At 47.5% G+C, this 22,260-nt stretch carries 18 protein-coding genes; 13 read left to right on the top strand and 5 right to left on the bottom strand.

What is annotated here, in order from left to right; translation table 11 throughout:
• Positions 1–12: 12 nt before the first annotated feature.
• Complete coding sequence (gene metJ, locus AC5YB1_RS17030; RefSeq protein WP_110455796.1) at positions 13–327, bottom strand: met regulon transcriptional regulator MetJ; 315 nt, start codon at positions 325–327, stop codon at positions 13–15.
• Between the two features lie 223 nt (positions 328–550).
• Between metJ and metB the strand changes: the two genes are divergently transcribed.
• The 6 genes from metB to AC5YB1_RS17000 all read left to right on the top strand — a co-directional run bounded on the left by metB (position 551) and on the right by AC5YB1_RS17000 (position 7,594).
• On the top strand, positions 551–1,717 hold the full coding sequence (gene metB / locus AC5YB1_RS17025) for a cystathionine gamma-synthase (protein WP_494520123.1): 1,167 nt from the start codon (positions 551–553) through the stop codon (positions 1,715–1,717).
• A 19-nt stretch (positions 1,718–1,736) separates the two neighbouring features.
• Positions 1,737–4,130: a bifunctional aspartate kinase/homoserine dehydrogenase II gene (locus tag AC5YB1_RS17020; protein ID WP_475515769.1), complete on the top strand. Its 2,394-nt coding sequence runs from the start codon at positions 1,737–1,739 to the stop codon at positions 4,128–4,130.
• Between the two features lie 373 nt (positions 4,131–4,503).
• Positions 4,504–5,394, top strand: coding sequence for a methylenetetrahydrofolate reductase (gene metF / locus AC5YB1_RS17015; RefSeq protein ID WP_475515770.1), 891 nt, complete (start codon positions 4,504–4,506; stop codon positions 5,392–5,394).
• Between the two features lie 202 nt (positions 5,395–5,596).
• Positions 5,597–6,157 carry a c-type cytochrome gene (locus AC5YB1_RS17010; protein WP_475516914.1) on the top strand — a complete coding sequence of 187 codons (561 nt, stop codon included), beginning with the start codon at positions 5,597–5,599 and terminating at the stop codon, positions 6,155–6,157.
• An 11-nt stretch (positions 6,158–6,168) separates the two neighbouring features.
• Positions 6,169–7,236, top strand: coding sequence for a c-type cytochrome (locus AC5YB1_RS17005; protein WP_494520122.1), 1,068 nt, complete (start codon positions 6,169–6,171; stop codon positions 7,234–7,236).
• A gap of 100 nt (positions 7,237–7,336) precedes the next feature.
• Complete coding sequence (locus AC5YB1_RS17000; protein WP_494520121.1) at positions 7,337–7,594, top strand: cysteine-rich CWC family protein; 258 nt, start codon at positions 7,337–7,339, stop codon at positions 7,592–7,594.
• Positions 7,595–7,816: 222 nt separating this feature from the next.
• On the opposite strand, the gene AC5YB1_RS16995 is transcribed toward AC5YB1_RS17000, so the two are convergent.
• The 3 genes from AC5YB1_RS16995 to uvrA form a co-directional block, all read right to left on the bottom strand.
• Positions 7,817–9,625, bottom strand: a complete 1,809-nt coding sequence (locus AC5YB1_RS16995; protein ID WP_494520120.1) for a DEAD/DEAH box helicase — start codon at positions 9,623–9,625, stop codon at positions 7,817–7,819.
• Positions 9,626–9,859: 234 nt separating this feature from the next.
• Complete coding sequence (locus AC5YB1_RS16990) at positions 9,860–10,897, bottom strand: M28 family peptidase (RefSeq protein WP_494520119.1); 1,038 nt, start codon at positions 10,895–10,897, stop codon at positions 9,860–9,862.
• Between the two features lie 155 nt (positions 10,898–11,052).
• The gene (uvrA, locus tag AC5YB1_RS16985) at positions 11,053–13,878 is read right to left on the bottom strand and encodes an excinuclease ABC subunit UvrA (RefSeq protein WP_494520118.1); all 2,826 of its coding nucleotides are present in this window, start codon (positions 13,876–13,878) and stop codon (positions 11,053–11,055) included.
• A 364-nt stretch (positions 13,879–14,242) separates the two neighbouring features.
• Here uvrA and AC5YB1_RS16980 point away from each other — a divergent pair.
• The 6 genes from AC5YB1_RS16980 to AC5YB1_RS16955 all read left to right on the top strand — a co-directional run bounded on the left by AC5YB1_RS16980 (position 14,243) and on the right by AC5YB1_RS16955 (position 20,434).
• Positions 14,243–15,345 (top strand): IS3 family transposase gene (locus AC5YB1_RS16980; protein WP_494519615.1). Its coding sequence is split into 2 segments (ribosomal slippage): positions 14,243–14,507 and positions 14,507–15,345, totalling 1,104 coding nucleotides; the frame shifts between segments, so codons are not numbered across the junction.
• Positions 15,320–16,189 carry an IS982 family transposase gene (locus AC5YB1_RS16975; protein WP_494520117.1) on the top strand — a complete coding sequence of 290 codons (870 nt, stop codon included), beginning with the start codon at positions 15,320–15,322 and terminating at the stop codon, positions 16,187–16,189. Before AC5YB1_RS16980 ends, AC5YB1_RS16975 begins: the two co-directional genes overlap by 26 nt.
• A gap of 110 nt (positions 16,190–16,299) precedes the next feature.
• Positions 16,300–17,667, top strand: coding sequence for an MFS transporter (locus AC5YB1_RS16970; RefSeq protein ID WP_494520116.1), 1,368 nt, complete (start codon positions 16,300–16,302; stop codon positions 17,665–17,667).
• Between the two features lie 77 nt (positions 17,668–17,744).
• Positions 17,745–18,425: a single-stranded DNA-binding protein gene (locus AC5YB1_RS16965; protein ID WP_475515776.1), complete on the top strand. Its 681-nt coding sequence runs from the start codon at positions 17,745–17,747 to the stop codon at positions 18,423–18,425.
• A 266-nt stretch (positions 18,426–18,691) separates the two neighbouring features.
• On the top strand, positions 18,692–19,711 hold the full coding sequence (locus AC5YB1_RS16960; protein WP_494520115.1) for an NAD(P)H-quinone oxidoreductase: 1,020 nt from the start codon (positions 18,692–18,694) through the stop codon (positions 19,709–19,711).
• A gap of 294 nt (positions 19,712–20,005) precedes the next feature.
• A complete protein-coding gene (locus AC5YB1_RS16955) occupies positions 20,006–20,434 on the top strand; it encodes a hypothetical protein (RefSeq protein WP_475515782.1) in 429 nt (142 codons plus the stop codon).
• Between the two features lie 342 nt (positions 20,435–20,776).
• On the opposite strand, the gene galK is transcribed toward AC5YB1_RS16955, so the two are convergent.
• Complete coding sequence (gene galK, locus AC5YB1_RS16950) at positions 20,777–21,958, bottom strand: galactokinase (RefSeq protein WP_494520114.1); 1,182 nt, start codon at positions 21,956–21,958, stop codon at positions 20,777–20,779.
• Here galK and AC5YB1_RS16945 point away from each other — a divergent pair.
• A complete protein-coding gene (locus AC5YB1_RS16945; protein WP_494520113.1) occupies positions 21,957–22,238 on the top strand; it encodes a hypothetical protein in 282 nt (93 codons plus the stop codon). The genes galK and AC5YB1_RS16945 overlap by 2 nt on opposite strands.
• Positions 22,239–22,260: the final 22 nt, after the last annotated feature.

Here is a 22,260-nt window from a genome sequence, read left to right as displayed (position 1 = left end):
GGTAAAGTCGATTTACTCGACGTCTTCCCATTCGATGCCCATCTCAGTCATCAGCTTTTTCACTTCGGCTGGAATACTGTCGGGTTTGTCTTTTGACAAGTCATCATCATGGGGTAAAGGTTGGCCAGTATAAGCATGCAAAAAAGCTTCACAAAGCAATTCGCTGTTTGTAGCGTGGCGTAAGTTATTCACCTGACGACGAGTGCGTTCGTCGGTTAAAATCTTAAGCACCTTGAGGGGAATAGAGACAGTGATTTTTTTCACTTGCTCATTCTTCTTACCATGTTCAGCATAGGGGCTGATATAATCGCCATTCCACTCAGTCATTGACTCACCTGTTAATTCTCAAATTCGGGGCAGATTTTATACCCTTACCGGGTACAGTCAAATTATTGCCTCTAATTTTTGTTAATTGCAAATAGATTTCTACATGTTTGGACGTCTAAACGTCTAAATATGTTGACGCTACCGCTTGCCTTAGGTACATTTAGACGTCCAGACATCTATAAAGTATAGATGACTGCCGCCGATTTAACTTTAGGAGTAAAAGATGACTGAGCGTAAATTAGCCACGGCAGCTGTGCGTGGGGGGATAGAATCCGATACCCAATATGGTGCCGTTGTACCGCCCATCTATTTGTCGACCAATTACTCCTTTGATGGCCATCAACAACCGAGAGATTTTGATTATAGCCGCTCGGGTAATCCGACTCGCTGTATTTTGGCTGACGCCATAGCGGAGCTGGAACGTGGGGCGGCAGGCATAGTGACATGCACTGGCATGGCGGCCATCACCTTAGTAACCAATTTACTGGGGCCCGATGATCTACTCGTGGTGCCGCACGATTGCTATGGCGGCAGCTATCGACTATTTACCCACCTCGCCAAGAAAGGGGCATTTAAACTGGCAGTGGTTGACCAAACGAATGCCGCTGCTTTGGCAGACGTTATTGCTCGCCAACCTAAAATGGTCTGGTTAGAAACCCCTTCGAACCCATTACTGCGCGTGGTTGATATCGCAGCGATTGCGAGCCAGAGCCATGAAGTGGGGGCGCTAGTGGTAGTCGATAACACCTTTTTATCGCCTATCTTGCAACAACCTCTGTTGCTCGGCGCTGACATAGTGATCCACTCAACGACTAAATATATCAACGGGCATAGCGATGTGGTCGGCGGCGCGGTTGTCGCTAAAGATGCTGAAGTGGGTGAGCTGTTACATTGGTGGTCTAATACCTTAGGGTTAACCGGCTCAGCCTTCGATAGCTATTTGACCCTACGCGGCTTAAGAACAATTGCGGTGAGAATGCGTCAGCATCAAGCCAACGCACAGCAGGTGTTGGCTTTGCTAACCCGTCATCGCGCCGTTGATAAGGTCTATTATCCTGGTTTGGCGGACCATCCAGGCCATGAGATCGCGTTAAAACAGCAAAAAGGTTTTGGTGCCATGCTCAGTTTTGAGTTAAAAGGTGGCGAAGCAGAGCTTATTGCCTTTTTAAATGCGTTAGAATACTTCTCTTTAGCCGAAAGCTTGGGTGGAGTAGAGAGCTTAGTGGCGGTTCCTGCTACCATGACCCACAGAGCGATGGAGCCAGCGGCTCGTTTAGAGGCAGGGGTGAAAGATACCCTTATTCGTTTATCTGTTGGGATTGAAGATGGTGACGATCTGGTGGCAGATATTCAAGCGGGTTTAGATGCGGCTATCGCGGTAAGTTGTTAAAGGTATTGAGGAGCAAAAAATGACACGATGTCATTTGCATAAATTTGGCGGTTCTAGTTTAGCGGATGCAGATTGTTACCGCCGTGTCGCTCATATATTACTCACCCATGGCCATAGCGATGATCTCATCGTGGTTTCTGCTGCGGGCAAGAGTACTAATTTTTTATATAAATTACTTGAGCTAACCGAGTCCGGTCTGTTGTGGCAAGAAGAGTTGCAAGTGTTGATCAGTTACCAGCAAAATCTGATCGAGCAACTGTTATCTAACGAACAGGCGCGCAGCTTGCGCGAGCGTCTATCGACCGATAAATCCCAACTCAGCACATTACTTTCTCTTGCCGATTTAACGGATTACCAACGCAATCAAGTGGTTAGTTTTGGCGAGCGCTGGTCATCGCGTTTACTTGCCGCGCTGCTGCGTGAATCAGGCGTCGGGGCAGTCGATGTGGATGCGCGCACTTTATTAGTGGCCGATGAAGGGGCGGTACCGCAAATTCGCATAGGGCAATCAAAGCAAAAAGTGCAGGCGATGCTGAATGCTCACCCTAATGAACGCCTAGTGATCACCGGTTTTATCTGTGCTAATGATAAGGGCGATACCCTGTTGCTGGGCCGTAATGGTTCAGACTTTAGCGCCACCTTGCTGGCCAGCCTCGCCAATATTGAACGGGTGACCATTTGGACCGATGTGGAAGGGGTGTTTAATGCCGATCCCAATCGCATTAACGATGCACGCCTGCTCAAAAGCATGTCATTAACCGAGGCTAATCGCTTAGCCCATCTTGGTTCGCCGGTACTGCATAACCGTACCTTACAGCCACTGTTTGACACTAACGTGAGCCTAGCGGTGCGCTCGAGTTATGCGCCCCATACCGATTTTACGCTTATTGCGCCTAAGAGCTTATCGGCTAGCGCGCCCGTCGTTACTAGTCTACCTAGCGTGTCGTTGTTTAGCTTAAGCTTTAATGCCGAGCTGCCTCAATTATTAGAGTGTTTTGCTAAGGCAGGACTGGCTCCCTTGGCCTACTGGTCATCGGCGTCTGGCCTTGCAGAGCTGGCCTTTACCCACGAGAGTGAAAAACAAGCGCGGGCGATATTTGAAGTCAATACTCAAGCACTGGGGATCGATGCATTAGAGGTGCGACAAGACTTAGGCTTAGTGGCGTTGGTCAGTGCCGATGCTGCACTTTATCGCCGGGGTTTTTCACGTCTATTAAGCCGCGATGCTCACCCATTGTGTAACGATGGCCTAAGTTTGGTCACTTTGGTCCCTAAGGGGCAGGTGAGCCTATTGACGCAAAAGGTACATCGTCGCTGCGCTGGCCCGCGTAAACGTATCGGAGTATTACTGCTGGGTATTGGTAATATTGGTGATGCGTGGATTGAGCTGTTTAAGCGGGCGAGACCGGTATTAAACAAGGAGCTTGAGGTCAGTCTCGAGTTGGTGGGATTACTGAGTTCCAAGCTGGCGCTATTAAGCGAGACCGATATCGATCTTAATCACTGGCAGCAGCAATTTAATGAGCAAGCAACCCCTTGGGATTACAGCCACCTGTTTGAACGATTACGCCATGTTGAATGTGATGAACTTATCGCGTTAGATATCAGTGCTAGCGCCGATTTAGCGTTGCAGTATCCAGCATTTTTTGCCCGTGGTATTCATATGGTTAGCGCCAATAAGCTGGCTGGCAGTGGGCCTTTACCTTTTTATCAAGAATTAAAACAGCAGCTGGATAATCGTCGACTTTTTTGGCGCTACAATGCCAGTTGTGGTGCGGGATTACCCGTGCAACATGCCCTAAATGATTTACATAACAGTGGCGACGCCATCGAAGCGGTGGGGGGGATTTTTTCCGGCACCTTATGCTGGTTGTTTGAACATTTCGATGGTACTAAACCCTTCTCTGAATTGGTGCTGCAGGCTAAGGCGCTTGGGCTGACAGAGCCCGATCCGCGTGACGATCTGTCGGGGCGAGATATGCAGCGTAAATTGCTTATCTTAGCGCGAGAGATAGGCCATGATATTGAGCTTGATGATATTGCGCTGCACTCTTTAGTGCCGCCGCATCTTGCGCAGCTCCCGTTGGCTGAATTTATCGAGCGTATCAGTGAGCTAGATGCTGAGATGCTACGTCAATATCAAGCGGCTGCGGAGCAAAATAAAGTGTTGCGCTATGTGGCTTCCTTGCAACACAGTGACGGTCAACTTGCAGCGCAGGTCGGGATTGAGTGGGTGGATCGCAACGATCCTTATGCTAACTTAACGCCCGGTGATAATGTGTTTGTGATTCGTAGTCACTTTTATCAAGATAATCCTTTGATTATTCGTGGTCCAGGTGCCGGCCGTGAAGTCACCGCTGCTGCGGTGCAATCGGATCTGGCGCAGATCTGCCGCGATCTATTGCAAGAGTAACCTCTTCTCAGACGTCATACCTTAAGCGGCCCAAGTTAGCACTTGGGCCGCTTTTTTTGTCGATAATGCCGCTATATAGTGCATCTAATACTTCATCTCAATGCCACATTATTCGCTTTTTCTTGGAAAATTTCTGTTATCCAGCCGGTAGTTATATCGGCAACACCTTGTCGGTAAGCAGGTAATACATTTTATGTAACAATGGCTTGATGCTCATGTCGCTCATGCTGTAATCGGTTTGTTGTAGAGGCGAATAGACTATTTTAATTTTGGTTAACTTTTACGCTTGACTTAGAACTGAGTTTCTCTAGTATGTAGACATATAGACGTCCAAACGTCTAAGTACTATCGTCGAACGTCTGAGGGAATAAAGATGGCTTTTCACCACGCGCAACATGCAAACTCATTAAACCAAAGCTTGTCTGAGCTTAATGGTGACATTAACGTCTCGTTTGAATTCTTCCCGCCAGCCACCCCTGAGATGGAACAGATCTTGTGGAACTCAATCAGGCGTCTCGAACCGTTAAAGCCTAAGTTTGTCTCGGTAACCTATGGCGCTAATTCCGGCGTACGTGATCGTACCCACGGGGTGATTGAACGCATTCAGAAAGAAACCGATCTGGTGGCTGCGCCGCACCTGACCTTAGTGGATGCCAGTGATGAAGAGCTAGTTGAGCTGGCCAAGCATTATTGGCATTCCGGAGTGCGTGACATAGTGGCACTGCGTGGCGATTTACCCGAGGGCAGTGCCAAGCCCACTCGATTTGCTAATGATTTGGTGCGCCTATTACGTTCGGTGGCCGATTTTGATATCTCGGTAGCGGCTTATCCAGAAGGCCATCCTGATGCGACCAATGCGCAAGCGGATCTGATTAATTTAAAAAAGAAAATTGATGCAGGGGCCAACCGTGCTATCACGCAGTTTTTCTTCGATGTCGAGTCCTACTTACGTTTTCGTGATCGTTGCGTGGCCGCGGGTATTGATGTTGAAATTATTCCAGGCATCTTACCTGTTACCAACTTTAAGCAACTTAAACGCTTTGCTGGCATGACCAATGTGTCGATTCCCCGCTGGTTACATAACCAATTTGAAGGCTTAGATGACGACCCTGCGACACGACAAATGGTAGGTGCTAATGTGGCCATTGATATGGTGAAAGTGTTATCGCGAGAAGGAGTTAAAGATTTTCATTTTTACACCTTGAACCGTGCCGAGCTAACTTATGCGATTTGCCATACTTTAGGGGTTCGTCCAGGGCAATAAGTCTAGGTTGTGTTGCCATCGTTATGTTTGAACGCATCCTGTTATTGAACGGATGCGTTTTTGTTTTTCGGGGAGCTTTTATAATTTTTTTGATGAAATCCATTACCTTATTCGTTCGAATCCCTCTATCATTAAGGGCAGTTATAATCGGGAGGATATTATGAGATCGATAACGTTAGGTTCGGCTTTGTTGTTATTGTCGATGCCTTTATTGGCAGAGCCAATGGCGATGCCGCCATCAGCACAATTGTGTGCGTCATGTCATGGCCCAACAGGGCAAGGTGTTGAGCCATTAGGCCCAAGATTAGCAGGGCTATCTGCTGAATATATCACTCAGCAGATCAAGTTGTTCCAAACAGGCCAACGCCAAAATGCCAGCATGACGCCTATGTCTATGGTGCTCCAAGGTGATGCAATTAAGCCTGTCGCGGACTATTTCTCATCTCAAGAAGTGCCTGAAGTCAGTGTTCACCTTCGCGGTGAAGCCGCAGTGTACAGCGACCCAACCCAAGAATTAGTGTATCAAGGTGACTGGGACAGAATGATCCCAGCATGTGTCACCTGTCATGGTCCGTCTGGCATAGGTGGGGGCCAGTTCCCACGTCTTGCTGGTCAGCAGGCAAGCTATATCAAGACCCAGTTACTTGCTTGGCAAGCGGGCACTCGCAAGGGTGATGTAGATGCAATGATGGGGACCATTGCAAATAAGCTAACCGCAGAAGAGATTGATGCGTTAGCCAAGTATTTTGCCGAGATCAAATAGGGAGTCTGACCATGAATCATGTTAAATCGCTACGCAGTGCTTTGATAGCGTTGATTGGACTCTGTGTGCCAAGCCTAGTTATTGCCGCTGAGTTACCTGACAAACAGGCTGAATTACAAGTCAAGCCAAAGTCAGATGATACGGTTTATTTAACGCCAAGAGAGATGAGTGCCATACCTCAAGGGGCATTTGGCGATAAAGTTAAACAGGGTTATCAGCTGTTTGTTAATACTCAGCAGTTACGTGGTAAATATGTCGGTAACGAGCTGAACTGCTCTAACTGCCATATGGATGCAGGGCGTAAACCCAATGCATCACCGCTATGGGCTGCCTATATGGCTTACCCTGCTTATCGTAAGAAAAACGATAAGGTCAACAGCTATCAAGAACGTATTCAAGGTTGCTTTACCTACTCGATGAACGGGAAAGCACCGGCAGATGGCAGTGACGAGTTAGTGGCGTTATCTGCTTATTCCTACTGGTTGGCCATGAGCGGCTTGATGGATCAATATCAAGTGACGGGCGAAGTGCCAGAATTGAGCGATGCAGAGTTGCTCAAAGGCGGCAAGCGTGAAGACTTTGCTCTGCCCGCGGCGGTTAAAGCTGCGATGAATATCGATGAGTTGGCAAAGCTTCCTGGTCGTGGTTTTCCACCGATTGAAAAGCCTGAGTTAGCCTATTCTCCTGAGCGCGGAGCTACGGTTTACCAAGCGCATTGTCAAGCCTGTCATGGTGATGATGGCCAAGGGCTTGCTATTGCGGGTGTTTATAGCTTACCGCCATTGTGGGGGCCACAGAGCTTTAACTGGGGCGCAGGCATGCACAGGGTCAATACTGCAGCGAACTTCATTTACGAGAATATGCCATTTGGTAAGAGTATTCAGCTGACAAACCAACAAGCTTGGGATGTTGCAGCTTACATTAATTCGAAAGATCGCCCACAAGATCCACGCTTTAAGGGGGATGTTGAAGCGCTACAGAAGCAATACCATAAGCACCAAGGTTATTATGGTCAATCGGTTGATGGTGGCGCAGTTTTAGGTAGCCAATCTTACCCCGTGAATCCTGATAAACAGTAATCTTAGGCGTTAATAGGCTCTGCGATTGCCGTATAATAATCTGAATTAAGGGGTGTTAGCTTGGTTGCTGACACTCCTTTTTTATTGGGGATGATGAGGTATGACACACAACAAAGCGGTTGCGACTGCTGAGTCAAACTTGATATTAGGTGCAGCGATAAACTGCCCCCTATGCCAGCAATTAAATCAGTGTGCTATCGCCAACCAGCAGCCCAGCGCCTCTTGTTGGTGTCAGCGGCAGGCGTTTGTGCCAAAGGCATCATTAACCGTTAATGTTCGCTGCGATGCGTGTATTTGCCAAGTCTGCGCCGCCGCATTAATGGCAGAGCAGCAGGCTGGATTGAAACGCATAGATTGATATAGATAAAGGCGCGCTTGGATAGCGACATTGCGGTTTGTATGCTCAGTGCTTTCTGGTAACGCTGAGTCAATCTCAGCAACATAAATCTTATTAGGGAAACGTAAAAAAGGAGCCATTAGGCTCCTTTTTTGTCGCGTTTGCGATGAGGTAACTCTCTTATTTAGCCACGCTAGGTTATGTCAACACATGGTGGCTTTAAGTGAGCCGGACTCGGCCTAATTAGGCGTTGTCTTTACCACCCTTACGGTGTGGTTTACGGTCGCCTGCTGGCTTACGACGACGTGGTGGACGGCTGTCATCACCCGCGCTTGCTGGCAGTTCGGTGCCGGCTTCACGGATGTTAAGTGGCTTACCACATACACGCACCTTCTTCAGATGTTGTAATACATCTTTTGGCATGCCGTCTGGCAAGTCGATGGCGGTCATTGAATCAAATAGTTGGATTTGTCCAATATAACGACTGTCGATGTTGGCTTCGTTAGCCACAGCACCAACAATGTTACCGACACCAACACCATGGTCACGACCCACGTCGATAACATAGCGGCACATCTTAACGTCTGGATGATCCTTTAAGGTATCAGCCGTTCCTAGATTGCTTGGCGTTGGGCGTGAATCACGACGGGTACGTTCGCGAGGAGCACGATCACCGCGTTCACCGCGTTCACGACTGCTACGCTCATCACGACTGTCGCGTTGACGTTCGTTGATATTAGGTAGCTGCAATGGACGATCTTTCTGAACTTGCTGTAGTAACGCCGCTGCAAGTACATCAGTATCGACTTCTAACTCTTGACATAGTTGTGCAACAGCGCCTTTCATGAAGTCTAAAGAATCTTTAGCAATGACTTCAGAAATCTGCTCACCTAAACGAGAAAGACGACGCTCGGTCACAGTCTCTGGGCTAGGCACGTCCATTGGCGAGATACGGCTCTTAGTCGCGCGCTCAATGGTACGTAGCATACGCATTTCTCTGTGCGTCACAAACAGAATTGCCATACCTGTACGACCAGCACGGCCAGTACGACCAATACGGTGAACATAGGCTTCGGTATCGTATGGGATATCGTAGTTTACAACGTGACCAATACGTTCAACGTCAAGACCACGTGCCGCCACGTCGGTAGCGATAATAATATCAAGCTGACCACGTTTTAGCTGATCAACGGCGCGTTCACGAGCCTGTTGGTTCATATCACCATGTAGTGGTGATGAAGCATAACCGCGAGCTTCAAGCTTTTCTGCCAGTTCAACACAGCTGTTTCGTGTACGAACGAAGATGATAATACCTTCAGTATTTTCAACTTCTAGCACACGTACTAGGGCTTCTAGCTTGTTGTGTTGCGATACTTGAACGAAACGTTGTTCGATTGATGCAACCGTAGTATGGCTAGCAGCGATACTGATGTGCGTTGGTTCAGTCAGGTACTTATTGGCAACGCGCTTAATTTGCTCAGGCATAGTGGCTGAGAATAATGCAAGCTGGCGTTGTTTCGGCGTGTGCTCTAGGATCCATTCGATATCATCGATGAAGCCCATTTTTAGCATTTCATCGGCTTCATCGAGCACCATAGCTTTAAGCGTATCAAGCTTAAGGGTGCCACGACGCATATGATCCATTACACGGCCAGGCGTACCGACAATGATTTGTGGACCACGACGCAATGCATTAAGTTGTTGATGCATGCTTTGGCCGCCGTAAATCGGCAGTACGTGCATACCTTTCATGAATTTTGAATAGCTACCAAATGCTTCGGCGACTTGCACGGCAAGCTCACGAGTTGGGGCTAATACTAAAATTTGTGGCGTATTTGACGTTGGGTCGATCGCATTTAATAGCGGCAGCGCAAATGCACCGGTTTTACCGGTACCGGTTTGTGCTTGACCTAAAATGTCTTTACCGGCCATAAGTGGCTCGATACTAGCAGATTGAATTGGCGTTGGTTTTTCGTAACCAAGCTCGTCAAGAGCACGCAACAAAGGCTCGGCAAGACCGAGTTCGCGGAAAGTTTTTTCATTGGATGACATGGGTTGTAGCCTTGTGGTGTAGCAAAGTGCAGAGACTGCACTAAAGATTTTATAGACAGAAAATCAACCCCGTGTCGACTTCCCGCACCGAAAAGTATCAGTAAGCCGATTATTATAGCAGTGAGTTGATAGATTGGCTACCACTTAAGTCTGATTTTTAGGGGTAAACAGGGGGCTTTACAGCTAAAGTCTATAATTAACAGTGAGTTGTTTTTTAATAAATTACAAATTAATCTATTGTTTTGCTCGGTTATTTAAGAGATAACTGTCGATAATGAGTAGTTTGTAAGCCGTTTCTGTAACAGCTGCTAGAAACTCGATATCTAGCTTTGATGCGATGTCACTGGTTTGATGGTAATCGCTATGGGGTGGAATACCCAAATAGAGCCAAGGCAAGCCGGCTTGATAAAAGGAGATGTGATCTGACGATCTTAACCAATCTATCCTTTGTATCGATTTACCCGCTTCGGGTGGGTGATTGGCTCTGATACACAACCCTACCGTTTGCCTTAAACGGTTTTGTATCGCTGTAAATTGGGTAAAATTTTGGCGCCCTTCTATATAGAGGGTGTGGTGGCGGTTGGGGCGCCCCACCATATCTAAATTAATCACGAATTCAATTTGTGCCATCGCAGGTTGGCTGTTGTCATCTTGTAGCATTGCGACTAAGGCTTTGCTGCCATAGAGCCCTGGTTCTTCCGCATCGGTGGCGATAAAGAGTAAATGACTTGGCCGCTGCTGGCCCTTGGCATGCTCAGCCAGCGCTAGCATCGCGGCTATCCCCGAGGCATTGTCGTCGGCGCCTGGGTAAATCTCGGTGTCTTGTGTACCTAAATGATCATAGTGGGCGACAATCAGCCGCCATTGGTCGCTAGCTTGAGTTGCAGGTAGCATGCCGATGAGATTGACACCCTGGCGCTCAGTAAACTGATATTGATAGCTAAAGTGCTGGTCAAATTCCCTATCGCGCGGAGGGGCATTAGAGGGAAGTGGGGCGTGCAGCCTAGGCCAAGGCATTAAGCCCGCCTGTTGCATACGCAGGTTAAGGTAGTCTCGGGTCATTGCTGCGCCAAGCGTCATGGTTTTACGCCCAGCAAAAGCGGGCGAGCTTAATTTGTTTACATCCTCTAGGAGCTGAGTCTGATTGGCCCAATTGAGCTGCAATTGGCGGTGACAAGCATCGTCTGTACTGCTACAAGCGGACAAGAGCAGCGTAAAGGCGAACAAGAGCGAGATGAGGGTGATGATGCGAGCAGGATTGAGCACTCTCATGGGCACCTAGCTTGGGTGGTGGGCTAGGCTATAACTTAGCTACAATTAATTAATAAAGACAGTCAAAGCCAGAATTAATTGATAAAGACCGCCAAAGCCAGAATGATTTCATACTGGCTTTGGCGGTTATCTTTAATAGAGCAACGCGAGTTGGCTTACGCCTTGAGTAAAGGCTTAAGGAAGCGCGCGGTATGAGACGTTGGATGCTCAGCTACTTGCGTAGGAGTACCGCTGACCAAAATGGTGCCGCCACCTGAGCCGCCTTCAGGGCCAAGATCGATGATCCAATCGGCGGTTTTGATCACATCGAGATTGTGTTCAATCACCACTATGGTATTGCCGTGAGCCTTAAGGCGATGCAGTACATCTAGTAATAGCTGAATATCGGCAAAGTGTAAGCCAGTCGTTGGCTCATCTAAGATATACAAGGTCTTGCCTGTGTCACGTTTTGACAGCTCTTTGGCCAGTTTGACCCGTTGTGCTTCACCGCCAGAGAGGGTGGTTGCACTCTGGCCAAGGCCGATATAAGACAGGCCAACCTCCATTAAGGTTTGTAGCTTACGGGCAATGGCTGGTACGGCATCGAAGAACTCTCGAGCTTCCTCAACGGTCATCTCTAACACTTCGTGAATATTCTTGCCTTTGTAACGCACCTCTAAGGTTTCACGGTTATAGCGTTTACTCTTACAGCTATCGCAAGGTACATACACATCGGGTAGGAAATGCATCTCAACTTTGATCAGACCATCGCCCTGACAGGCTTCACAGCGTCCACCTTTCACATTAAAGGAGAAACGCCCCGGCTTATAGCCACGGGTTCTGGCTTCTTGGGTCGCGGCGAACAGCTCACGAATAGGGGTAAAGATGCCGGTATAGGTGGCTGGGTTTGATCGCGGTGTACGGCCAATGGGGCTTTGATCGATATCGACCACTTTATCGCAATGATCCATCCCCTCTACTCGCTTGTAAGGGGCGGGTTCATCGACCGTGGCACCATTTAGCTGACGATGAGCGATCTTATAAAAGGTGTCGTTGATAAGCGTTGACTTTCCTGAGCCTGACACTCCCGTCACGCAGGTAAACAGGCCTACGGGTATGGTTAAGTCAACGTTTTGCAAGTTGTTGCCAGTTGCGCCAAACAGTTCGATAACTTGCTCTGGATTATATTGCGCTGGCGTTTCGCTGATGTGGATCTGCTTAATGCCAGAGATATATTGCCCAGTTATCGAGTCTTTACAGCTGATAATGTCATCTAAGGTGCCATCACAAATCACCTGACCACCATGAACCCCAGCACCTGGGCCGATGTCGATGATGTGATCCGCCATGCGGATTGCATCTTCATCGTGCTCAACCACGATAACGGTATTACCCAGATCCCTTAGATGAATGAGGGTTTGCAGTAAACGTTCGTTATCGCGCTGATGCAAGCCAATGGAAGGTTCGTCGAGAACATACATAACGCCAACAAGACCTGCGCCAATCTGGCTGGCTAAACGAATACGCTGCGCCTCTCCGCCAGATAAGGTGTCGGCAGAGCGCGACAAGCTCAAATAGTTAAGCCCGACATTGACCAAGAAGCCTAAGCGATCGCGTACCTCTTTTAAGATTTTTTCGGCAATTTGCGCGCGCTGACCTGTGAGTGATAGCTGCTCAAAATAGCTCATCGCCTCGCCAATTGACCATTCGGTCAGCTTTGGCAGATTAAGATCTTCAATAAAGACATTACGCGCCTCTTCGCGCAGACGCGAACCGCCACAACTGTTACAGGCTTGCGTATTAATATACTTGGCTAACTCTTCGCGCACCGAATTAGATTCGGTCTCACGATAGCGCCTGTCCATATTGTTTAAGATCCCCTCGAAAGGGTGGTTACGCACCACGACATCGCCACGATCGTTGATGTATTTAAACGCGATACTCTCTTTACCCGAGCCATGTAGTACGATTCGGCGAATTTTATCGCTGAGCTGCTCATAGGGCACTTCGACATCAAACTTATAATGCTCGGCCAATGAACTGAGCATCTGGAAATAGTAAAAGTTGCGTCTATCCCAGCCGCGGATCGCACCGCCTGCAAGGGATAACTCAGTGTTGGTGATCACGCGTTCGGCATCAAAAAACTGTTGCACCCCTAAACCATCACAGGTGGGGCAGGCGCCAGCCGGATTGTTAAACGAGAAAATACGCGGCTCGAGCTCGGCCATAGAATAGCCACAATGTGGACAGGCAAAGTTGGCAGAAAACAATAGCTCGTCGATATCGCCATCCATAGAGGCGACGGTGGCTATCCCCCCCGAAAGCTCAAGGGCGGTTTCGAATGATTCCGCTAAGCGCTGGGTGATATCTTCACGCACCTTAAAACGGTCGACCACCACTTCAATGGTGTGCTTGACGTGCAGTTCAAGGGTTGGCGGATCGGACAGGTCGCACACTTCACCATCGATACGAGCGCGGATAAACCCTTGTGCCGATAGGCTCTCAAGCAGTTTGACGTGTTCACCTTTGCGATCGTTAATCACTGGTGCGAGCAGCATCAAGCGGCTGTCCTCTGGCATCTCCAGCACCTTGTCGACCATCTGGCTAACGGTTTGCGCCGCCAATGGTTGATTGTGGGTGGGGCATCTTGGCTCGCCGACACGGGCAAACAGTAATCTTAGGTAATCGTAGATTTCGGTAATCGTGCCCACGGTTGAACGTGGGTTATGAGAGGTGGATTTTTGCTCGATAGAGATGGCTGGGCTTAGGCCTTCGATATGATCTACATCGGGCTTTTCCATTAAGCTTAAAAACTGACGGGCATAAGCAGAGAGGGATTCGACATAACGACGCTGCCCCTCAGCATAAAGGGTATCGAAGGCTAATGACGATTTACCCGAGCCCGATAGGCCGGTGATAACGATCAGCTTGTCCCTTGGGATTGTCAGGTTGATGTTTTTTAGATTGTGGGTGCGGGCGCCACGAACTTCAATCTTGTCCATCTGTCTCTCTGATTGTCCGAATAAAAAAGAGACTGATTATCGCATAAAAATTGTCTCAGGTCATAGCAAGCTCACACAAAAGCGATAGGGGGAATGTTGACGAACGATTATGGCTTTGTGATTGAATAGCTACATAACCTGAACTCGAGATAAGAAATTGAACTAATAGCCCTCTTTGTGATCAGATCTCTCGACCAAGATTAATCAATCACGCAGAGGGCATATGAATAATTTAGTGGATGTATTTTGTGATGTCGATGATTTTTGTAATGCTTTTATTCCTCAATGGGAATGTAACCCTCCCTTAAAATCAGAATGTTTTAAATAGAGTTTTCCATTTACACTAAACCAAATGGAGAATCACATGAAAAAGACACGTTTTACTGAAAGCCAAATTATCAACATCCTCAAAGAAGGCGAGTCTGGTGCACAGACTGTGCCTGAGTTATGTCGCAAACATAATGTAGGTCAAAGTACCTATTACAAATGGAAATCTAAGTACGGTGGGATGCAAGCCTCTGACTTAACCCGTATGCGGGAATTAGAAGCCGAGAACGCCAAACTTAAAAAGATGTTTGCTGATGTCAGCTTACAAAATATGGCACTCAAAGATATTGTTGAAAAAAAGCTATAAGGCCAGCAGAACGAAAGGTATTAGCCCACTATGCCATTAATGAATTTGGCCTAGGTGTTGTGCTGGCTTGTGATGCGTTAAACATCAGTCGTTGCACATATTATTATCAACTTAAACGTATAGATGATAATGATATTATTGAGGCAGTATCAGACATTGCTGAAAAACATAAGGCCTATGGGTTTCGGAAGATATTTAAGCGGCTACGGCTCCTAGGCCATAAATGGAACCATAAACGTGTGTACCGTATTTATTGTGGTTTGAAGCTTAACTTACGGCGTAAAGGTAAAAAGCGCTTACCTTCTCGAGAGCCTGAGCCACTGGCCGTTCCAGCAAAGGCTAATGAATGCTGGTCTATGGATTTTATGAGTGATAACTTATTTTCAGGCAAGTCTTTCAGAACATTTAATGTCATTGATGATTATCATCGTGAAGCGTTAGCCATCGAAGTGGACTCGAGCTTACCTGCACAGAGGGTTATACGCGTGCTGGATAGAATCGCAGCCTACCGTGGTTACCCAAAGCGATTAAGGCAAGATAATGGGCCAGAATTTATCTCACATGCACTTGAGATATGGGCTGAAGAACATGGCATCAAGTTAGATTTTATTAAGCCAGGAAAACCAACGCAAAATGCGTATATTGAGCGATTCAACCGCACTTATCGAAATGAAGTATTAGACTGTTACTTGTTCAATAGCTTGACTGAAGTAAGGGAAATCACAGATAGTTGGATTGAAGAATATAATTATGATCGGCCACATGAATCACTGAATGATTTACCGCCTAAATTATATGAGCGATTAATTGAGGAAAACTCTCTCAAAATATGATCGATATAAGGGAGGGTTACAGGAACAACAGTGTCTAACTGATGGAACCCGCAAGCGTAAGCGCGCTGGCAGAATGACGATGAGTGAAATTATGACAATTATCATTGCCTTCCATATGTCTAATCATCGTGACTTCAAGAATTTTTACACAGGATATCTGGCTCGTTTCTACAAATCTGATTTTCCAAACTTACTCAGCTACACTCGATTTCTTGAAGTCATGCCGAGTACAGTCATTCCAATGTGCAGTTATTTTTCCTCTTTAAAAAGCGCCCCAACAGGCATCGAATTCGTTGACTCAACGAGCATTAAGGTTTGTCATAATTTACGAATTCCAAGGCATAAAACGCTAGCAGGTCTCGCCAGCCGAGGAAAAGGCACGATGGGCTGGTTCTATGGTTTTAAACTTCATCTTATTGTGAACCATCGAGGCGGCATCGTTGCAGCCAAAATAACACCTGCGAATGTGCATGACACGAAACCCGTAAAAGGTATGGTCGTTGAATCAATGGATAAACTCTATGCTGATAAGGGGTATATCGGCAAAGCGTTAGCAGGCGACCTATTAGAACGTGGGGTAACTATCGTTAATAACGTGCGTAAAAACATGAAAGCAAAGGCTTTATCATTATGGGATAGAGCCATGCTTTCTAGACGATTTATTATCGAAACAATCAATGACCAGCTAAAAAACATCTCACAAATAGAGCATACGCGGCACCGCAGCGTACATGGTTTCATGCTTAATGTGATAGGAGGTTTAGTGGCTTATCAACTCAAAGAGAATAAGCCACAACTCAATATTACATCAGCAGAATTCAACGTGATTTCAGTGTTACGTTAAACCGATCTGAGGTTACATATACATCGCATCTTTAATTTTTCTTTTTGAGCTAAATCCACGCTTCGTGATAACATGCACGGCTTATTAATGTATTCATATCAGGGCGAAAAATGGCCAATAATGGACTGTCTAAGACTGAGAAAAAAGTCGCGTTTTCGTTAGCCAGTGTATTTGGTTTGCGCATGATGGGCTTGTTTATGATCATGCCAGTGTTTGCGCTTTATGGGCAACACTTAGAGGGCTTCTCGCCATTATGGGTGGGGGTTGCCATCGGGGCGTATGGGTTAACTCAGGCGGTGTTGCAGATCCCAATGGGGATCTTGTCAGACAAATATGGGCGCAAGCCAATTATTTTAATTGGCTTGTTGGTGTTTGCTATTGGCAGCGTAGTTGCAGCCATGGCGGACTCTATTTATGGGGTGGTTGCCGGACGCGCTATGCAGGGGATGGGCGCGATTGCCGCGGCCGTTTTAGCCTTAGCTGCCGATTTAACTCGCGATGAGCAGCGCACTAAAGTGATGGCGATTATCGGTATGTGTATCGGTTTCTCCTTTGCGCTTTCGCTGCTGGTCGGCCCCATTGTCGCGCAGCATCTTGGCCTCTCAGGGCTGTTTGCTATGACAGCAGGTTTAGCCTTGCTGGGCATGGTTATTGTACAGTTGCTGGTGCCAAACCCTATTAGCCAAGCGCCAAAAGGCGATACGGTTGCGGCGCCAGCTAAGCTTAAAGCCATGCTCAAAGATCCGCAGCTGTTCAGGCTTGACGCCGGTATTTTTATTTTGCATCTGGTGTTAACGGCGGTATTTGTGGCATTGCCATTGGATTTGGTCGATGCGGGTTTAGTTAAAGAAAAGCACTGGATGCTCTATTTCCCTGCTTTTATTGGCGCGTTTTTCCTTATGGTGCCGTTGATCATCATCGGCGTGAAAAAGAAAAACACCAAGGCCACCTTTCAAATTGCCCTGTTAATCATGATGGCAGCGCTCGCTTCAATGGCGTTATTTGCAAATAGCTTAGTGGTACTCAGTGCTGCGATTGTGCTGTTTTTTACAGGGTTTAACTATCTTGAAGCCTCACTGCCGAGCTTGATTGCTAAATTTTGTCCGGTAGGGGATAAAGGCTCTGCCATGGGCGTGTATTCGACCAGCCAATTTCTAGGGGCATTTTGTGGCGGCTTGCTTGGCGGCGGAGCTTACCAATTGGTCGGCGCGGCTGGGGTATTTGCTGTTGCATTAGGCTTGATGTTTATTTGGTTACTATTAACCTTAGGCATGGAAAATCCCGTGCTATTAAAGAGCTACACCTTAGAAGCCGAAGTTGAGGGCAAAGAGGAAGCCAGAGCCATGGCCACTAAGTTGTCACAGCTGCCTGGTGTAGCCGAGGCTATCGTGGTACTTGAGGAGAAAGTCGCTTATTTGAAAGTTGATGAGCTTTTCGATTTGAGACAAGCGCGAGCTGTGTTAGGCTCTGTCAATTAACTGTTTGGGACTTGAGTTGACCTCACCCGTTAAGCAGTATTTATATTAGATTTGTAAGAATATCGCAGGAGATTTCAATGGCCAGTCGTGGTGTCAATAAGGTAATTTTGGTCGGTAACTTAGGGAAAGACCCTGAAGTACGCTACATGCCAAATGGCAATGCCGTAGCCAACTTTACAGTGGCGACCAGTGAGTCTTGGAAAGACCAGCAAGGTCAAGTGCAAGAGCGTACAGAATGGCACAACATCGTCATGTATCGCCGCTTAGCGGAGATCGCGGGTGAATACCTAAAGAAAGGCTCTAAAGTTTACCTCGAAGGCAAACTGCAAACCAGTAAGTGGCAAGACCAGCAAACTGGCCAAGACCGTTACAAAACTGAAATCAATGCCAGTGAAATGCAGATGCTAGACAGCCGTGGTCAAGGTGGTCAGCAAGGCGGTATGGGACAAAGTGCAGGTGGTTACGCGCCACAGCAAAACCAATACGCACAGCAGCCAGCCGCTCCCGCTTCACGCCCAGCACCACAACAAGCAGCGCCGCAGCAGCAGGGTTATGGAGCGCCGCAACAAGCCGCTCCTCAGCAAGGCTATGGCGCGCCACAGCAGCAAACGGCTCCTGCAGCGCCGGCTTATGCACCTAAGCCTCAAGCGGCTCCGCAGCAACAAGCGGCACCACAGCAGCGTCCAGCGCCGCAACAGCCACAGCAAAACTTTACTCCAGATTTGGATGATGGTTGGGATGACGATATCCCATTTTAGCAGACGGTTTATTTAAAACTGTAAAGTTAAAGTTCAAACCATATATGAACCCAGTGTAAAAGCTGGGTTTTTTATTAGCCTTAATTTATATCAAAGTGGGTAATTATGCCCTTTAAGTATGATGTTTTTGACGTGATTGATTTAATACAGTGAAATTTATTGCTATATAGAGGGTTGAATTATTAGGGATTGATACAAACTTTAATGCAATGAGATAGCTAAATCGAGGCCAGCCACTGACATTTCAATGAATAAGAGGATCCCCCATGAATAAAAGTACGTTATCTTGCCTGCAGGCGCATGTTAGTCACTTTGGCGAGGCAGAGGTGATCTCTTTGATTCAGGGGGAGGTGGCGTCACCTGCGCCCGAACAGGTATTGATTAAGGTACACTACGCTGGGGTTAATGGCCCCGATATCGCCCAGCGTAAAGGGCTTTACCCTGCGCCAGAGGGGGCTAGCCCAGTGTTAGGGCTTGAAGTGTCGGGTACCATTGTCGCCCTTGGTGAGTCAGTGACGCAGTGGTGTATTGGCGATCAAGTCTGCGCCTTGGTACCTGGTGGTGGTTACAGCGATCTGGTGGTGACTTGGGCTGACCACTGCTTACCCATCCCTCACGGGATTAATTTGGCCCAAGCGGCGGCGCTGCCTGAGACATTTTTTACCGTGTGGGGGCACCTATTTATGCGTGGTGGCTTGCAAGCTGGAGAAACGGTATTAATTCACGGTGGTTCGGGGGGCATAGGCTCGGCCGCTATCGCTCTGGCTAAGCAATTTGGCGCCAAGGTTATCACCACCTCTTCGAGCCAGCAAAAATGTCATTATTGCCTCGAATTAGGCGCCGATCACGCGCTTAATTACCGAGATGACACATTACTGGAGCAGATTTTAGCCATAGCCCCTGAGGGCGTCGATGTCGTGCTCGACATGGCCTCGGGCGATATGGTTAATCTTAATTTGAAAGCCTTGGCGCTGGAGGGGCGTTTAGTGACCATAGCGCTGTTACGCGGCGTGACGGCGAATGTTGATGTGTTTCGCTTAATGGCCAAGCGCATTACTTGGACTGGCGCGACACTCAGGCCACAATCGATAGCGGCGAAGGCGAAAATAGCTGATGCATTACGTGAGCAAGTATGGCCCTTATTTGCAACCTCCTCGGTACATTCACTCATGCCTCGGCTGTTTGCTGAGTTTGCCTTTCGCGATGTGGTCGCGGCGCACCGCTTGATGGAGTCCGGTCAGCATACCGGGAAAATTGTGCTTAATATGGCAGCTGAACAAGGATAGTGCTAGCAGCGAACAGGCCACATCGATGAGGAGGTTGATGGTGCTTGTGTTTAGAAAAAACTTGAATAACTGATTTGATCGGCTAAATTCGATATGAGTATCTGCAGAATGCACAATTTGATAGCAATTAGATGAAATAGATCGATTTGGCTATTGATTTCTGCCGATTTTTATTAAGAATGTGCGCAAGCATCGCTGCAGGTTATTTCTGAGTGATGACAATGACTAAGCTAACGAAATTGTCAGCTTAATAATTTTATATTGGTATGTGTTGATTTAAGGGTATTAGCATATATGTATGACACTTCTAAAGAATCTGTCTGGTATGGTGAGCTGCGTACTGCTCGAGGTAACACCATTCTCATTCATGATAAAGAGTTCCCTGAAGCCTCTGCGGGACGCGTTTATCTTTATAACACGGCAAGAGATGCCGTGATTGAATATGCAGTTGATATTGTTAAGGTAAACCTGCATGACCTTACGGATGAGGAGATCAAAGCCGCTAAAGCAGAATATGATGCTAAATGGCAGGTTACCCGAGAACAGTTTATGCGTCAGCATTCTGCTTGGGTTGAAGCGATACATGCTAAGCCTGCACCGGCGCCAAAGAAAGTGAAAATTGATGTCGATTTAGATTCAGATGATGACGATGATGACGTTGAATTGGAAGTCGACAGCATAGATGATGGTTTCGATGATTGGTCGGATGACGATGAAAGTTAAGTGTCAGCTTGTATCAACCCGCTTGTCAGTTAGGTATGAGGTTTGATGTTAGTGTTTGTCATTTGGGTATGAGGTTCTAGTGTAAACTAGGGCCTCTATCTAACAATATCGATTAACCCCCGATTAACCGCTTAGATGTGCCTATTGTTGAGTAATTTCTACCTTCACCTTAAACGACGCTTTATCCTCTGTTTCCCCACACATTTTGCCTTTGCTGTAGTCTCTAAAATCTGTTGTGGCACAGACTTGCGACTAACGGCCCTCGAGCATTACCTTGGCGGTTGTCGTTAAGGAGCTAAAAGGCCGAATGCAAAAACAATATTTCAGCGACAGGATTTACGCTTAATAAAGCTCACCCTCAAGCCAGCTTTCGTCAATGCGGCTAGCGCCACCACTGGCCGAACATAGATAAACGGTCGGTTCAATCCCAGTTCTCACTTGATATTGGGCTTCAATCGCCGCCACCACAGTATCGCTCAGTTCATGGTCTACTAGCGCAACGACGCAGCCACCAAATCCTTTGCCTGTCATACGCACTCCACCTTGTTGGCCGACAACCTGAGCGATGATTTCAACTAAGGTGTCGATTTCCGGCAAGCTTATTTCAAAATCATCACGCATCGAGGCATGAGATTGCGCCATCAACTCACTTAAGCGGGCAATGTTACCGGCCTGCAGAGCATGGGCGGCGTTTTGAGTGCGACGATTTTCGCTGAGCACATGGCGTGCGCGGCGATAAATAAGCTCCGGCAGCTCGCTGCGAGCGGTCTCTAAGGTCGTTAAGTCCAAGTGACGTAGGCTGTCGATCGCAAAGTGATCCGCCACCTGTTGGCACTGCTGACGACGTATCGCTTCTTGTGCCTCGACTTCACCGCGCGGGAGATTGGAGTTAACGATGATCAGACTCAGGCTTTCGGGTATTGGTACGGGTTCACTGTCGAGATCTTCACAATCAATTAATAACGCATGATCGGGTTGCCCCAGTGCGCTGATAATTTGATCCATAATGCCACAGGCGTAACCCACGTATTGGTTTTCACCACGCTGGGCCATTTGAGCAACGGCTAACGGAGAGAGGCGTAGCTGACTGCATTCGTTGATGGCCGTGCCGAAAGCGATTTCTAATGCCGCCGAAGATGATAGCCCTGCGCCCAAAGGCACGTTACCCACCACAGCGATGTCCATCCCCTTGGCTGGTAAGCCTGAAGCGGCCATCGCGGCAGTAAAGCCTTTGAGGTAGTTTATCCAACCGTCCTCTGGATCCATCTTGCCTTCTTGGCCAAAGTGCCAGCTGTTAATTTTGCCAGGATAGACATCGGATACTGCTCTGAAGCGATCATCTTCGCGTTTTTTTACTGCGATGATGGTGTGAAAATTAATTGCAGCAGGCAATACAAAACCGTCATTGTAATCGGTATGTTCACCGATCAAATTAACACGTCCTGGGGCACGATAGAGATCGTCAGCATTGGTGCCAAAGGTTTGCACAAATAATTTATTGGCGCGTTGCGCGGGATTTGCCATGCTATCAAGCTTCTCTGAAAAGGGTGATCACTCTCTGCGCCAAGTACTGGTCACAGTATTTTCACGCCATTATTGGGTCGTGATTCGTTCCTTGTCATTTTTATATCATGAGTTTACCGATTGTGTAACGCAGTTTTTGTTTATCGGCGAATATCATGTCAATCATAGTGTCTATGTGGGTAAGATCAACGTGGATGCTAAGGGAAGGGGGGAATCGGCGCAGGGGGGAGACGAAATTAACTTGCGCCGTAGAGCCTTAAATAATGGGGCTGAGCAATAATAGCTTGTGCCAGTAAATGCTC

Source organism: Shewanella sp. 433 (assembly GCF_059338565.1).
This window is presented reverse-complemented; position numbering and strand designations above follow the sequence as displayed.

Excerpts from the sequence above, each read along its gene's own strand:
- AC5YB1_RS16970 (WP_494520116.1), top strand. The coding sequence starts at position 16,300 with ATGGCCAATAATGGACTGTCTAAGACTGAGAAAAAAGTCGCGTTTTCG.
- AC5YB1_RS16945 (WP_494520113.1), top strand. The coding sequence starts at position 21,957 with ATGCTATCAAGCTTCTCTGAAAAGGGTGATCACTCTCTGCGCCAAGTA.
- galK (WP_494520114.1), bottom strand. The coding sequence starts at position 21,958 with ATGGCAAATCCCGCGCAACGCGCCAATAAATTATTTGTGCAAACCTTT.
- AC5YB1_RS17000 (WP_494520121.1), top strand. The coding sequence starts at position 7,337 with ATGACACACAACAAAGCGGTTGCGACTGCTGAGTCAAACTTGATATTA.
- AC5YB1_RS16955 (WP_475515782.1), top strand. The coding sequence starts at position 20,006 with ATGTATGACACTTCTAAAGAATCTGTCTGGTATGGTGAGCTGCGTACT.
- AC5YB1_RS16995 (WP_494520120.1), bottom strand. The coding sequence starts at position 9,625 with ATGTCATCCAATGAAAAAACTTTCCGCGAACTCGGTCTTGCCGAGCCT.
- AC5YB1_RS16965 (WP_475515776.1), top strand. The coding sequence starts at position 17,745 with ATGGCCAGTCGTGGTGTCAATAAGGTAATTTTGGTCGGTAACTTAGGG.
- AC5YB1_RS16990 (WP_494520119.1), bottom strand. The coding sequence starts at position 10,897 with ATGAGAGTGCTCAATCCTGCTCGCATCATCACCCTCATCTCGCTCTTG.
- AC5YB1_RS17020 (WP_475515769.1), top strand. The coding sequence starts at position 1,737 with ATGACACGATGTCATTTGCATAAATTTGGCGGTTCTAGTTTAGCGGAT.
- metF (WP_475515770.1), top strand. The coding sequence starts at position 4,504 with ATGGCTTTTCACCACGCGCAACATGCAAACTCATTAAACCAAAGCTTG.
- AC5YB1_RS16960 (WP_494520115.1), top strand. The coding sequence starts at position 18,692 with ATGAATAAAAGTACGTTATCTTGCCTGCAGGCGCATGTTAGTCACTTT.
- AC5YB1_RS17005 (WP_494520122.1), top strand. The coding sequence starts at position 6,169 with ATGAATCATGTTAAATCGCTACGCAGTGCTTTGATAGCGTTGATTGGA.
- AC5YB1_RS17010 (WP_475516914.1), top strand. The coding sequence starts at position 5,597 with ATGCCTTTATTGGCAGAGCCAATGGCGATGCCGCCATCAGCACAATTG.
- metB (WP_494520123.1), top strand. The coding sequence starts at position 551 with ATGACTGAGCGTAAATTAGCCACGGCAGCTGTGCGTGGGGGGATAGAA.
- uvrA (WP_494520118.1), bottom strand. The coding sequence starts at position 13,878 with ATGGACAAGATTGAAGTTCGTGGCGCCCGCACCCACAATCTAAAAAAC.
- metJ (WP_110455796.1), bottom strand. The coding sequence starts at position 327 with ATGACTGAGTGGAATGGCGATTATATCAGCCCCTATGCTGAACATGGT.